We start from the raw sequence: 14,186 nt of genomic DNA on the forward strand, positions 1-14,186 counted from the left end.
AATAGTTTACTGCAGGGTCTGGTTATTAATCTTGAAACGCCTCTGCCGATAGTTAAAGTTAATAGGGTGACGGTGCTGCTTCGCCGTAGTAAAGGCATTGGCCATAAGCAAACTGTGGCCTGATCCCAGGCATACCCGCCGTCGCCGGTGGGTCATTCCGGTTTCCTTAGCCGTTTACCCGCGCCGCGTTATAACAGGTGACGTCCACTTCCACCTTGCAGTCCACCACCAGGTCCGCCAAGCAACACACGCGGGCGGGAGGGTGTTCGCCAAAGACCTCGCGGAAGACTTTATTGAACGATTGGAAGTAACGGGCATCGGTCAGAAAAACTTTGACGTGCACCACATGCTCCAGGCCGTAGCCCGCCTGCTTCATAATATTGAGGCAGTTCTGGATGGCCAGACGCGACTGTTCGACGATACCGCCTTCCACCACTTCTCCATGGAGCATCGGCGTCTGACCGGATACGTACAGCCAGCCGCCGGCTTCTACCGCACTGGAGAACGGCAGATGTTGCCCGCCCGTGCCGGTGCCACCTTCAATGCCATAACGTTTGATACTCATAGTTCTTTTTTCTCCTGAAATTCTGCGCTAGAGGCGCAATTACACCCTTGTATCTTGAAATTTAGTTAGCATGGTTACGAATAGATTTGGCAAGGTGTATGTAGTCTGATTCATCCCAGGGTTTATAGCCCGTAGAGAAGTTAATGACGCCTATACTGAGCCACTCATCTGAAACCTGAACAGTTGTCCGTACTCCATAACGTATTTGCAAGGATGGGTAATAATGAGTCTGCCAAATCCACTTTTTGTGGGAATTGATGTTTCTAAAGCGACACTGGACATTGCTGCCAGCAGTGATATTGCTCAGTTTACGGTCAGTAATGACTCTGACGGACGGTTTTGATGCTATTACTGATGAACTGAGAAAGTATCCGGTGGTGTTGGTTCTGATAGAGGCCACTGGTGGACTTGAAGCTGCCGTGGCCTGCTTGTTTCAGGCTGAAGGCTTTGACGTCGCGGTGGTCAATCCCAGACAGGCTCGTGACTTTGCCCGCACTATGGGCTATCTGGCAAAAACGGACCGTATTGATGCACGGGTGCTTGCACAAATGGCGGAGGTCATTAATCGACATCCAGGGCGGGAACGCTTTATCCGTGCCATGCTGGATGCGGAGCTTCAGGTTCTTGCTGCGATGGTAGTGCGCCGACGCCAGCTAACAGCGATGTTGATTGCTGAGCGTAAGCGTAACCGTCTTTATCCCGTTCATCCACAGAGCGGGAAAAGTATCAATATCATCATCAAAGCGCTGGAAGATGAGCTTGCCAGAATCGATGAAGACATGAACAACCACATCAGGAACCACTTCAAAGAGCTGGCTGCCAGACTGAGCAGTATTAAAGGGGTTGGTACAATGACGGTTGCAGCGTTGCTGGCGGAGGTTTCCGACCTGGGTAGCCTCTCGAGACGAGCCATCAGCGCGCTTGTAGGCGTTGCTCCCATAAACCGGGACTCGGGTACCATGCGGGGCCGGCGAACCATCTTTGGCGGAAGGGGCGGAGTCCGAACAGCGCTTTATATCGCCGCACTTGTCGCAACCCGCTTTAATCCGGTGATAAAAGCATTTTATACGCGGCTGCTTGCAGCGGGAAAAGCCAAAAAAGTCGCGCTGGTTGCCTGTATGCGTAAACTTCTGACTATCCTGAACACGATGCTCAGAAAGAACGAAGAGTGGGATGAATCGTACCATCACGTTTCTCTATAATTTTATCGTTCAAGAAAATTGCTTATCTCATATGCCTTCCCCGCGGATAAGGGCGAGGAATGGGGCTGCCGGCGCGTTAGTTCGGCGCGCGGCGCAGAAAACGGCCGGCGCGCCCGGTAGCGCCGTTGGCTTCGCCGTAGCTGATAATGCCATTCACCATCACCGTTTCTATCCCCCACCGCGGGCTGCTGCGGTTCGGCGAAAGTGGCGCGCGCCGCCACCGTTTGCGGATCAAACAGCACCAAATCGGCAAAATAGCTTTCTCGCACCAGCCCGCAATGGGGCAGATTGAAGCGTGCCGCTGATAAACCGGTCATTTTATGAATGGCGGTGGTTAACGGAAACAGCTTTTCTTCACGGCTGTAGTGGCCCAACACCCGCGGAAACGCGCCCCACAGCCGCGGATACGGTATCGGATCATTCTGAAGGCCGTCAGAGCCTATCATCGTAACCGGGTAGCTCAGCACGCGGCGGACATCCTGCTTATCCATATTGTAATAAATCGCGCCGGCTTCCTGTAGCTTCATCGACCAATCGGCGGCAATCTCTGCCAGCTTACGGCCGGCCACTTCAGGATGCGGCGTCGACCAGGTAATCACGATATCGAATTCATCAGTGATTTGCTTTTTGTCCAGCGTCGACGAACTGGCGGAGTAGGGGTAGCAATCGCAGGACACATCTTGCTGTTCCCGCACTTTATCAAATAACTTCAGCGTTTCCCGCGTCCGTCCCCAGTTTTGCGCGCCGGCGCATTTATGGTGGGGAAATAAAGGACCGGTAGGCCATGGCGGCCGATGCGGAAGGCCTCATCCATCGCGTCCAGAATCGGCGCGAACTCGGAGCGAAGGTGGGTGGTATAAAGACCACCGGCGTCGGTCAGCTCTTCAGCCAGCGCCATCACTTCTTCGGTGGTGGAGGAAAAGGCGCTAGCATAGGCCAGGCCGGTGCTCAACCCGAGCGCGCCCTGACGCAGCGCCTCACGCAAATCACCATGCATGGCGGCAATTTCGTTTTCCCGCGCCGGCCGGAACAGATCGTCCATATGGTTATTGCGCAGCGCGGTATGCCCCATCAATGTCCCGACGTTGACCTCGGGGCGTGCATCGCTGATGGCCCGGGCATAGTGATTCACCGTCGGATAGATAAACTGTTCCGCCTCACCCAGAAGATTCATGGGATCCGGTACTTCACCCTGTAGCGTGGCGGCGGCGCTGATGCCGCAATTGCCGACGATAACCGTCGTGATGCCCTGGCTTATCTTAGGCAGGTATGTCGGCATGGAATGACGTTGATATCATCGTGGGTATGGACATAGATAAACCCCGGCTACCGCTACATCGGCGCGGTATTCAGGACCGCCGCTGCCGTCGATGACCGTAACATGCTTGAACAGGTAGTCGTACTCCATGATTTTCTTTTCACCACATTGACCGGAACATAGATTGAATATAATCATTTACACCCGATGAAAACAGTGGAAAACTACACAAAAAAATAGACCATTTATTGGTACTTTTTATCGTAAAAAGTTACTTTTATATAAAATACACTTTATTTTCACTTTCTTAATGTGTGATATCGCTTATCTCTGATAATGATTAAATAATAGGAATATGTTATGAGGTATCATGATGTCGCAGGAGCGGCGCATCAGGCCGCCATCATGCACCGGCCTGATGATCGCCCGGTCAATTTGCTGTTGGAGGATGTCTGTTTGCCGGCGGTAGCGGTAAAGAGTCAGTCATTGGAAAATAATATTACCTGGATGCAGCGCTATGTCGATGCACGGGGCGTGTCGCTGGCGCCTCACGGTAAAACGACGATGACGCCGTGGATTTTTCGCCGGCAAATCGCCCTTGGCGCCATGGCTATCGGCGTCGGTAGCGCCCCTGGCAGGCCAGCGTCGCCATGCGCAGCAGCGCGCGCCGGATACTGATGGTCAATCAGCTGGTCGGCCGTGCGAATATGCAATTGGTGTCACAGCTAAAAGCCGACTATCCGGCGTGTCATTTTTTCTTCTGCGTTTATAGCGAGGCCAACGCCGGTGAGCTATCGGCGTTTTTTGCCGCCCGCGGCCAGCGATTGGACGTGCTGATTGAGCTGGGCGTGCCCGGTGCGGCCGCTGCGGTTGCCGCAGTGGCGCGGAAGCGGAGACGCTGGCGGAACGGGTGACCACGCTACCTGGCCTGACCCTGCATGGTATTGAGCTGTATGAAGGGGTGATTCACGATGAGGATCCGCGGCCGCGGGTTGAACAGCTGCTGCGCGATGCCGCCGCCCTGGCGCTGTCCTTTAGCCGCCATCGGTGGGTAAAGGGAGAAATGATCCTGACCGGCGCCGGCTGGTGATCCGTCCGGGCTGTTATATTACCCATGACGGCGGGATCTATCAGCAAGCCCAGGAAGCCGTGATGGCGCGCGATCCGGTCGCATGCGATCTGGGCGGCGATTTGCACTTGGCGCTGGAGCTTCTGGCGATGGTGCAATCGGTGCCAGAATTCGGCAGAGCCGTGGTAAATTTTGGCAATCGGGACAGCGCGTTTGATGCCGGGTTGCCGCAGCCGGTAGCGCATTACCGCCAGGGGGCAGCCGGTGCCGTTCACGCCCGGGGCGCTCACGACGGTGGATATCATGGACCAGCACGCCATGCTGACCCTTGCGCCCGGCAGCGAGGTCCGGGTCGGCGATATTCTGGTGTTTACCAAGTCGCATCCTTGCCTGACTTTTGATAAGTGGAAAACACTGTTTTTAATCGATAACGATTATAACGTGCTGGAAGAGATAGAAACCTGCTTTTAGCCAGCGACGGCCGTGGCGGGAAATGCACCGCCGGCGCCCGGCCGTCGGCGTTGTTTCCCGGGCCGGTCGTTGCCGGGGGCGCGTGCAGTGGCACCTGTTAGGCGGTGCGTCGCGCAAGAGGTCACGGTTGACTGCCGCCCACGAGCGCCGAGGTTAAAATAAACCAAACTTGCTCAGCTTGCTGTCTTTACCATCCAGCGAGCGGCGGCGAAATTTACCTGGCGGGACAATATCCGGTTTGCAGGGTGAAGAGGCGTGCTCCGCCGTCAGGTCGGAGGGCGTGTTGGGGGTAAGTTGCCGTGTGTCGATGACGCTGACCGTTTCAAAGCCGGCGGCGGGCCGGGCAGCATTGAGGGTACTGTCGGCATGCAGGTCATAGGCCGACGTCGCCATCAGCAGGACGGGCAATAAAGAATGCCTGTTTTCATTGCTATGACTTCATCTGAGTGACAGAAAGACTGCTGACATTGATTATTGACCTTCCATTGGTTAAATCTATGTAAAAAATGCGCTCCGCTGAAACGCTACGTGCCTTCCCGCGCAACCGGCAGCGCGTTGCCTCGCTAACCGATAAAGGGAAAACCAACTATTACGGCTAACGGCTCAGGTAGCCGCGAACGCACACGACCCTGCAGCAACGGTTTCAAAACTAATAATAGAGAGGTTTGCTTCTCGTGAAGGTTAATGACTTATTTAACCAAAGTTCGTTGCCGGGCGCAGGAGGGTGAAAAGCCCAGAGTGTACGTTGTGGCCGCGTCGATTGCGGCATACTGCACCCACAAGGCGTTTTTTCATCGCCCTGGCCACGGGTGGGCACACGCAAGGGGTAATTTGCGGTCAGGCTCAGGCGCTCACCATCACGATTCCATCAACCGGACATTAATTGCTGGATGTGGTCTTGCGCTAACTGAGTTACACTTTATTTATGAAAGAACATACTGCTACCCTTTGTGGCCTGCGTGGCCCGACCGATCACTGTATTCGCGACCAAATCGTCAGCGCTGCCAATGACCACTTTAGCCACTACGGCTATGGCAAAACGACGGTATCGGATTTGGTGAAAGCCATTGGATTCTCCAAGGCTTACATCTACAAATTCTTCGACTCCAAACAGGCAATCTGTGAAGCTATCTGCAGCCGCTGCATGAACGGCGCGCTGGAGGCGGTGGGGGAAGCGATGCGCACTGCGGGCAGCGCGTCGGAAAAATTTTGCCGTCTTTTCGATTTGCTAGTGGGCAACGCCGCCAAATTATTCGTTAATGATCGCAAACTGTATGATATTGCGGTCTATGCAGCGGCCGAGCGCTGGCCTATGAGAAGGAAATCCGCGCGCTGCTGCGCCAGATCATTCAAGAAGGTCGCGAAAATGGCGAATTTGAGCAGCAAACCCCGCTGGATGAATGCTGCCAGGCTGTCTACCTAGTCATGCAGCCTTTTATCAATCCTTTGCTCTTACAGCATCATCTTGAGTCATTGCCGCTGGGTCCAGAGCAGCTTTCGAGATTGGTGCTGCGCAGCTTTAAACGTCAAGATGTATACTAACCTAGTGACTTAATTAGTCACTAGGTTAGTATCTTTCCTTCGCTAGCCAAGGGAGAGATAAGACGAGTCATACCGGAATAGTACAGGATCTAATCGCCTGGATTGAGGCAAATCTGGAACAGCCGCTGGATATTAACCATGTGGTGGAGCGTGCCGGTTTCTCTAAATGGTATTTGCAGCGTATGTTCAAACACCATACCGGTTATCCGCTGGCCAACTACATTCGTCGCCGGCGCCTATGTGAATCCGCCTGCCGATTAGCAACCGGCAAGAAAGCAATTTTGTCGGTTGCTCTGGCGGTTGGGTTTGATTCCCAACAGTCGTTTTCCCGAAGTTTCAAACGTGAATATGGTGAATCGCCAGGGATATATCGCCGTATGGCGGGCAAACGCCAGGGCGGTATTCCCCTTTGCTGCGTCTGTCCGAAGCAGCCAATGCAGGATGCGGAGCACGACGTGCAGCAGGCCCAGGCCCGTGCAAGACTTCACCACGCTTTTCCCCCGGGCGAAGCGCGGGTTGAGGATCGTTAAGCGCGCGCAGACGGTAGTCCGTTGTGCGCGATAACGATGAAAGGCAAGGGGGCCTTAGTGCCAAAAGCGTTTACGCTGCTGCGCCTTTTGTCTGCGGCGTCGCCGAATAGGCGGCCCAAAGATCGGCGACCCACTTCACGCCCTTGGCGGTAAAACGCGCTTGTGAAAAGGTATAACGGCTGCCGCTGGTACCGGTGTGCACCTCAAACCTGCCGGCATTCAAACTCTTCCGCCCAGTCGCGCGCCGCGGCCGCCGGATTGGTAAAATCAGGAAGATCATGCGTTTGTTCCCGCGCCTGCCAGCGGTCGATCACCACAGGGGTGAAAGACGGCGACAGTAGGGAGACAACGGTCAGCGAATCACGCTTGTCGACAGGTACTCCTGGCACGGTTGTCCGTTAGCATAGAGATACTCTGCCGTGCGAAGGGGGCGGGAAAGGCGTTTGCCGCTGTCCAGGATATTTATCAGGCGCTTGACTTCGCCATGGGTGACGCCGGTTAATTCGGCCAGCTAACGGCTGCTCATTACGACGGCTTGATGATGGGCTGCAAAACCCGCTGCGGATATCATCATAATGTTCACCACTCAAGTTAAAGCTTTGGCTCTCCATAGGATTACAATAAATATATAACTTTACTGTTTTTTTATCTAGTATTTTTACAGTAAAATGCCATACAGACTGCAAGTATGCCCGGCGTTGTCCGCTCCTCCCTGGCAGGGCAGGCGCGAAACACGGTGGGTTTCGCGCAAGAAGGGGGAGGCTATATGGGTACCAACAGGATGAGACCGGTGCATAGGGATGGAAACGCCCTGTCGGTGGTAGCCGGGAAAAATATCACGTCACCGCGCAGGCCTCTGCCGCACAAATGGCGCCGTGCGCCGTGACGGGGGCGACTGGACAAACCAAGCCCCGCGGTCTGGAGGCGTATATTCCAGGGGAACGCATTGCCGGCAATGAAGACAGCTTGCAGCCGGGCAATGCTGGTGCAGATGTTCCGCCGTCAGCGTACTGAACACAGCGTGCAGGTTCCCGCCGTGGCGGAGCCACTGCTGGTGTGGATTATGAACGGTAACGCCCGGGTTGAAGAGTGTGTCGTCGGCGAAGTATGGCAAGGGAAGGACGTCCATGCGGGGGATTTCTATTTGACCGCGACCGACGTGCCTTATGAAATGCGCTGGCAGGCCCGCGGTCCCGAGTCGTTTGACGTCATGCACGTTTATCTGGGGGTCTCGCTGCTTGAAGACGCTGTCGTGCAGGAGCAGGGCAGGCCGTGCCGCATCCGCGAGACGGAGGGTGAGCGAGACGAAGTGATTTCACAACTGCTGGAGTTGTGCCGGCGCGAATTGCTGGGCCGGCACGGCACCAGCGCCTGTTTTCTCGCCGGTCTGGCGCAGCCTTTTGATCTTACCGCCATTGCCCAAGCGGCAGGGCTGAGCAAATACCATTTCAGCCGGCAGTTTAAAAACTCCACCGGATTATCTCCCTCACGTTATTTTATCCGGCTGTGTATGCAACGTGCCCGCCAATTGCTCGCTGATACATCGCGCAGTATTATCGATATCGGCCTGGAGGTCGGTTATTCCAGCCCCGGCCATTTCTCGCAGATATTCCGGCGTGAAGTCGGACTGTCACCCAGCCATTACCGGCAATAGCGCGCCATAGGGCAGGCGTTAGCCTATCTCTACGCTTATGCCGCCCGGCCTATGGGGGCATTGCGTCCGTGTTCGGCAAGAAATTCCCGCCCGTCTTCGCGGAAGTGATTGATGATATTGGTCACGACGTTGCCGACGCCGATAGCATTGACCCGGATACCGTGGGCAATCGTTTCCAGCGCCTGGGTGCGGTTCAGCTGTACCAGCGCGCCTTTGGAGGCGGTATACGCAGCGATGCCGGGAAAGGCGAAATAGGCGGCATAAGACGCAATGTTGACATTGACAATGGCGCCGCTGCGCTGCGGCATTATTGCTTTCATCGCCTCGCGGGAATGCAGAAACGCGCCGGTAACGTTGGTTTCCATCTGCCAGTGCCATTCTTCGCGGGTTATGTCGATCAGCGGCTTATAAAGGATCCGTCCCGCACAGTTAACCAGGACGTCCAATCGGCCGAAGGCATTCTGGGCCAGGGCCACCGCCTGCTCCGCCGCGCCATCGGCGATGATGTCGGCCACCAGCGGGACCAGGCTTTCGGCGGCAAGCTGGTTGACCTCTGGCTGAACATCTTCTGCGATAACCCGGGCGCCGCGCTGATGCATCAACTCGGCGATGCTGCGGTCGATACCGCTGGCGGCGCTGGTGACCAACACCACTTTGCCAGCCACTTCATCGGGCGTAGAAAGAAACGTTGATATAATTGTCTTCTCCAATAAAAAACTGTTATAGGGCGGCGCGGTGCGCCGCTTGCCGACGAGTGTCTCGCAAGGGGCATCGATCATTTTTTGCGCCATTGCCGGCACTGTCGGGGTTTTGCTATGGTGTGATGATTCGTTGAGGACAAGGGTCGGCTGGGTTTCGGCGTAAGCCTCGCTGCCGGCCATCGTTCCCCCTGCTGCTGTCACCAGAGAGAGCTGCCATGACCCTAAGTTGCGCCATTCTTGATGATTATCAGCAAGTCGCCTTACCCCTCGCCGACTGGACCTTTCACGGCGCAAGCGTCGAGGTCTTCAGCCTGGCGGCGTATTATGACAATAAATCCGCATTGGCGGCGCAGCTTGCCGATTGCGCGATTATTGTGGTGATGAGCGAGCGTACGCCGATCACCGCCTCGCTAATGGGACGATTGCCGGCGCTGCGCATGGTGGTGACCTCCGGGATGCGTAATGTGGCTATCGACCTTGACGCCGCGCGGGCGCACAATATTATCGTGTGCGGTACCGCTAGCGATGCCGCGCCACCGATGGAGTTGACCTGGGCGCTGATTTTGGGCCTGGCGCGTCATCTTGTGCCTGAAAATCAGGCGCTGCGGCACAGCGACCCCTGGCAGCAGATCCTGGGAATGACGCTGAAAGGGAAACTGCTGTGTTTGCTGGGACTCGGCAAAATCGGTGGCGCCATGGTCTCTGTTACGCAGGCATTCGGCATGGACGTTATCGCCTGGAGTCAGCATCTTGACGCGGATTTGGCCGCGGCTGCGGGGGTCGCGCTGGCGCGTATGAAGCCCGGCGCGCTATTGATCAATACGTTGCGGGCAGCCATTGTCGAGCGCTAGGCGCTGATAACGGCGCTGGAGCAAGGGCGGATCGCCGGCGCAGGACCGTCTACGTCAATTGCCCAATGTGCTGGCGACGCCCCATCTCGGCTACGTGGCGGACAGTAATTACCGTATTTATTTTCGTGAGGCGGTGGAGGATATCCAGGCTTGGCTGGACGGCGCGCCCGTGCGTCAACTGACCTGAGCGCCGTTTGCTCGCCACCGTCTTAAGGCCGCGGGCAAGACGTGGGCCAACCGCGTCGCCCACGCCCGTTGCCCGCGGATATCGCCAATCAAATCCTGCCGGATTTCGATCTCTGCATACGGCAGGCGATGGCCGTAGGCGTAAACCGGTACTGCATAGTCGGTGTCGTCCAGCGCATAAGGCTGATTGTCACCGACCACCTGATCCCCCACCACTCGCAATAAGCGCAGAACTTCCCGGGCGTACGCCGGCTGGCGATCAAAAAGCCCCCCTATTTGCCACGGCCGCGACACGCCCATGAACACAGGCGTAAAGCTATGCATGGCGATGAGACAGGTGAGCTGCCTGCGCGCGATGCGGTGCTGAAGAAGATTATCAATAACCTGATGATAAGGGTCGAACACTGCTTCCCGCCGTGCCGTCCGTTCCGCGGTGTCCAGAGCCAGATTGCCGGGGATGGCGGTACGCTCCGAGACGGCGGGGATGATAGTGCCGGGCGCGCCCGGGTGTCGGTTACAGTCGATAACCAGCCGCGAATAGCGCTGGTGGACCAGCGTGGCCTTCAGTCGTGCGCTCAGCCACTTCGCCACGCCGAGCGCGCCGATATCCTAGCCGATGTGGCGCGCGATTTCCCGCTGCGGCAGTCCAAGCGAATTCAGCCGGCGCGGTATGCGTTTACCGGCGTGATCGCAAAGAATCACGAAGGGAGAACGGGCATCAGGTCGGACAACGCTGACGGGTTCCGGTTCATCCTGCGTCAGCAGCGGCGGCGGTAAAGCGGCATTCATCACGTCTGTGGTGTCTCCTGCGGCCCCTTTCGGCGCCCTGAATGAAAAGAGGGGTTACGACGACGGATCGAGCCGCTCCCATTGCGCCATCCGTGCTAACGCCTGATCCCCCAGACTGGCAAGCACCCCCGCCGCCAACATTTCCACCAGGACAAATGCCACGGCGTGGGTGCCGAAGGGCCAACAGGATTCGCCTGCACCGGTAATACCACCTGGGCATGGGCGGCAAGAGGGGAGAGGTGTGAGTCGGTCACCAGGATAAGGGCCGCGCCGCGTTCGGTGACCTGTTGCGCCAGTTCCACCATATTGCGTTGGTAACGGCGAAAATCAAATAAAACAAAAATGTCCTGCCGGCCGGCATCGACGACAGGCAGAATGCGCTGATGTGGGACTTCCGGCAACAGCATGACCTGCGGGCGCAGTTGCCGCAGGTGACGTTCCAGATAGATAGCCAGCGACTGACTGAAACGCCTGCCCCCCAGCGTTACCCGTTTGCCGCTCTGGCCCAGTAGCGCGATCGCCTGCTGTATATCGAAGGCAGGTATTTGACGCAGCGACTGGCTGATGGAGTCGCAGGTGGCCTGCAACGATGTCTCCATCGCCTCAAGATGGCCGCCGGCGGTTTGATGGCGGTCCAGTAATTGCAACGGGCCATTTGATCGCCAGGACAGTTCGGCGCGTAGCGCCTGCTGCAATTCCACGAAGCCGCTAAATCCCATGCGGCGCGCGCCACTTTCCTCTCGGTTGGGCTAAGCTGCGCCAATCCCGTTCGCAGATGCTGAATCAGCAGCGGCGCTTCAGGCGCGCCGTCCGGTGGGGGGGGGGGCGGTAAGAGGTTCCGTCATCTGCCACGCTATTTTCTTCGCTAAGAAATAGGTTAATGAATGTCAATGGTATTATATTCATTACAGATACTGGTTTAGCAGCGATTTTGTTACAGATATAAAATAGACGCAAGCAGTTATTCGCAGCCGGCAGGTGGCGACGATGGCGCGACAGTATCAACACTCGGGAAAGCACGCTGCACATTCTAACGACAGCGGCGTATAAGATGTGGCGAGAACGCAGGGCATTAGCGCTGGACGGATCGACGCGCTTAGCAACGCCGCCACGGCGAGTGGTTTCGTTCACTCCGGCATGGCTGCTGATGTTCTTGCTCAGCACACGCGTTACCCTTACGGCTTCCGGCGCTTCGCGCCGAACGCCGTCCTTCATGTCGGTCCAAAATTGACGCGGGGCGCCGCCTTTTTCTTCGGCTCATCTCAGAAGCATGTCGTCGACGTTAATGAATGTGTTTAAAAATACAGCGCTTTTTTGCGCCAGAAGAGACGCCTACCGCGCAACCGGCCTGAGGGAAAATCATAAGGGATAAGGCGAAATGCGCGTCTCTCACTGCTGTTGCAGGCGGTGGACGCTTGATTAATCGGCTATTGAAAGGCGCAGGGCCAACATTAGCCGCGGTGAAGTATACGCGTCGCTAAATTTTTGATAGCGTTTACAGGACATCTCTTATTGAGTAAGCCACCATGAAAAATCTCGTAATCGATCTTTTAATTAAAATGGCCAAGGCGGATGTTCAGACTAAAGAACTGACGGCGCAGGTGGAAGCGCAATCGCTGCTGTTGGCGGCGCTGGGGCTGACCGTGGGCAAAGGCATTCCCGCCAGCATGTCGAGCAATATCCAAAAAGCAATATTGTCGGCGCCCGAGGCCTCTGCCGAAATCCTCTCGACCGACGCCGATTTACTGCTGGCTGGCCCATTTTGACCGGCTGATTTCGGTATCGCATTTTGTGGAGGAGAATACCGACAGCGATTTAGCCCACCGTTAGCCGCGCCTTCCGCCCCGAGCCGCCGGGGAGGGGGGGGGAAGGCCCATCCAGGGCAGGGTCGCGCCGTCAAGAGCACGCCCCTACGAGGGTTGTACGTTAAACTCACTCCCTTAGCGATGATCAGCCCAAATCACGCATGACCAACTTGGCGATCTCAAAATAGATAATCAGCCCGGTGCCATCGATAAAGGTGGCGATGAATGGCGCCGATACAACCGCCGGATCGATGCGCAAGTGCTTAAGCAGCAGCGGAATTATCGACGAGACAATCGCCGTCCAGATCGTGATAGCAATCAGCGTCAGGCAGACTACCAGCGTTACCTGCAGACCCACGTTCAAGATCCAGGCTCGTATCCACGCCACCAGCCCGATAGATATCGCCACTAAAAACGACGTTGGAATTTCTTTGCGCAGTATGGCGGGCAGATTGCGCAGGCTGACCTCGCCCAGCGCCATGGCCCGCACCAGTGTCGAGGTGATTTGGGTCCCGCTGTTGCCGCCGGTGCCAATCAGTAACGGTATAAAGAACGCCAGCGCGATAGCCGCTTCCAATTCATCGGAAAAAGCTTTCAATACCGTGCCCGTGTACGCTTCCGCCACAAACAGCAGCATCAGCCAACTGATACGTTTTCGCCACAGCCGCCAGGGCGAGGAACTGAGATAAGGCTCGTCCAGCGGCAGACTGGCCCCCTGACGCTGGGCATCCTCGGTATATTCGTCACGCAGCAACGCGGCGATTTCCCGTTCGCCCAGTTCGCCGATAAGTTTAGCATAGCGTACCACTGGCACCGGGCCGTTAAGATGATTCCCCAGCATTTCAGCGACCTGTTCGCGGTCCTGTTCCGGTGTGACGGTCACATAATCCCGGGTCATCAGGCTGGCGACCGGTACATCGGCGTTATCTTCGGTAAATAACCGTTTGACCGAAAGAAGCCCTTCCAGATAATTATCTTTATCGACAATGTAAATCTGTGGTGGAATAGCATTGTCGGTAAGATGATCTAATAAATATTGCCGGGCATCCCCTGCGGACAGGGCGCCTGAAATAGCAATATAGCGGTCACTCATGTAATAAGCGACCGCGTGATCCATAATTTTTTCCCCCACGGCGGTTACTGTCGAGGGTGTTGATGAGTAATGCATGATGGGTTCCCCAAGCTGTTTTCGACATCAACAGTTCTCAAAAGGGGCATAAACCTGAGAAGAGAGCGCAGCAAGCCTATCTCCACGTCACGGTTTTGGCACTATACAACGTATCTGTACAACAGAAGTTACTTTGGGCTAAACCTTAATCCGATAAAGCCTGTCCTAACCTTGGGCGTCTCTCGACGTCGTCAGATCAGTAACCTGTATTTGTATAGGAGCCTCGCCAAACGAGATACTGCAAATAAAAATCGCGGAGATTATATCTTTAAAAACAATATCCGGCAAAGCGAACACGCTTTCCGTTTATCAGCCGTTGATTATTATCCCGGGAAATAAAATCCACGAGCGAATAAAACGGGGGTAAAAAAAGAGTCCTGTGACAGGGGATGCCA

At 55.9% G+C, this 14,186-nt stretch carries 6 protein-coding genes, 9 pseudogenes and 1 riboswitch; of the genes and pseudogenes, 7 read left to right on the plus strand and 8 right to left on the minus strand.

All coding sequences use genetic code 11. The features are described 5' to 3' along the window. Positions 1–166: 166 nt before the first annotated feature. Positions 167–565, minus strand: coding sequence for a RidA family protein (locus tag SGP1_RS05370; RefSeq protein WP_011410375.1), 399 nt, complete (start codon positions 563–565; stop codon positions 167–169). A gap of 223 nt (positions 566–788) precedes the next feature. Here SGP1_RS05370 and SGP1_RS05375 point away from each other — a divergent pair. Beyond that, positions 789–1,767: pseudogene (locus SGP1_RS05375) on the plus strand (IS110 family transposase). Positions 1,768–1,843: 76 nt separating this feature from the next. Here the strand turns inward: SGP1_RS05375 and SGP1_RS05380 are convergent. Next, positions 1,844–3,175: pseudogene (locus SGP1_RS05380) on the minus strand (N-acyl-D-amino-acid deacylase family protein). A gap of 210 nt (positions 3,176–3,385) precedes the next feature. On the opposite strand from SGP1_RS05380, the pseudogene SGP1_RS05385 reads away from it, so the two are divergent. Further along, positions 3,386–4,565, plus strand: a pseudogene (locus tag SGP1_RS05385) (alanine racemase). A gap of 153 nt (positions 4,566–4,718) precedes the next feature. Here the strand turns inward: SGP1_RS05385 and SGP1_RS05390 are convergent. Further along, positions 4,719–4,973 (minus strand): hypothetical protein, encoded by a 255-nt coding sequence (locus SGP1_RS05390; protein WP_041866654.1) that lies wholly within the window; start codon positions 4,971–4,973, stop codon positions 4,719–4,721. A 517-nt stretch (positions 4,974–5,490) separates the two neighbouring features. On the opposite strand from SGP1_RS05390, the pseudogene SGP1_RS05395 reads away from it, so the two are divergent. Beyond that, positions 5,491–6,107 (plus strand): annotated as a pseudogene (locus SGP1_RS05395) (TetR/AcrR family transcriptional regulator). A gap of 77 nt (positions 6,108–6,184) precedes the next feature. Next, positions 6,185–6,484: pseudogene (locus SGP1_RS25455) on the plus strand (helix-turn-helix domain-containing protein); the annotation flags it as partial. A 223-nt stretch (positions 6,485–6,707) separates the two neighbouring features. On the opposite strand, the pseudogene SGP1_RS25460 reads toward SGP1_RS25455, so the two are convergent. After that, a pseudogene (locus SGP1_RS25460) lies at positions 6,708–7,148 on the minus strand (hypothetical protein). Between the two features lie 444 nt (positions 7,149–7,592). Here SGP1_RS25460 and SGP1_RS05410 point away from each other — a divergent pair. Beyond that, positions 7,593–8,291 (plus strand): helix-turn-helix domain-containing protein, encoded by a 699-nt coding sequence (locus tag SGP1_RS05410; RefSeq protein ID WP_148203375.1) that lies wholly within the window; start codon positions 7,593–7,595, stop codon positions 8,289–8,291. Positions 8,292–8,326: 35 nt separating this feature from the next. Here the strand turns inward: SGP1_RS05410 and SGP1_RS05415 are convergent, their stop codons facing one another. Next, complete coding sequence (locus SGP1_RS05415; protein ID WP_011410378.1) at positions 8,327–9,172, minus strand: SDR family NAD(P)-dependent oxidoreductase; 846 nt, start codon at positions 9,170–9,172, stop codon at positions 8,327–8,329. A gap of 35 nt (positions 9,173–9,207) precedes the next feature. Here SGP1_RS05415 and SGP1_RS05420 point away from each other — a divergent pair. Next, positions 9,208–10,030 (plus strand): annotated as a pseudogene (locus SGP1_RS05420) (NAD(P)-dependent oxidoreductase). On the opposite strand, the pseudogene SGP1_RS05425 reads toward SGP1_RS05420, so the two are convergent. Next, positions 10,018–10,818: pseudogene (locus tag SGP1_RS05425) on the minus strand (N-formylglutamate amidohydrolase). The pseudogenes SGP1_RS05420 and SGP1_RS05425 overlap by 13 nt on opposite strands. Positions 10,819–10,913: 95 nt before the next feature. Further along, positions 10,914–11,537, minus strand: coding sequence for a MurR/RpiR family transcriptional regulator (locus SGP1_RS05430; RefSeq protein WP_011410380.1), 624 nt, complete (start codon positions 11,535–11,537; stop codon positions 10,914–10,916). Positions 11,538–12,344: 807 nt separating this feature from the next. On the opposite strand from SGP1_RS05430, the pseudogene iraP reads away from it, so the two are divergent. After that, positions 12,345–12,648: pseudogene (gene iraP, locus SGP1_RS05440) on the plus strand (anti-adapter protein IraP). A gap of 120 nt (positions 12,649–12,768) precedes the next feature. Here the strand turns inward: iraP and SGP1_RS05445 are convergent. Beyond that, on the minus strand, positions 12,769–13,791 hold the full coding sequence (locus tag SGP1_RS05445; protein ID WP_011410381.1) for a magnesium transporter: 1,023 nt from the start codon (positions 13,789–13,791) through the stop codon (positions 12,769–12,771). A 73-nt stretch (positions 13,792–13,864) separates the two neighbouring features. Next, positions 13,865–14,033: riboswitch (M-box (ykoK) riboswitch) on the minus strand. Positions 14,034–14,186 lie beyond the last annotated feature (153 nt).

The organism is Sodalis glossinidius str. 'morsitans' (genome assembly GCF_000010085.1).
Taxonomy (GTDB): domain Bacteria; phylum Pseudomonadota; class Gammaproteobacteria; order Enterobacterales; family Enterobacteriaceae; genus Sodalis; species Sodalis glossinidius.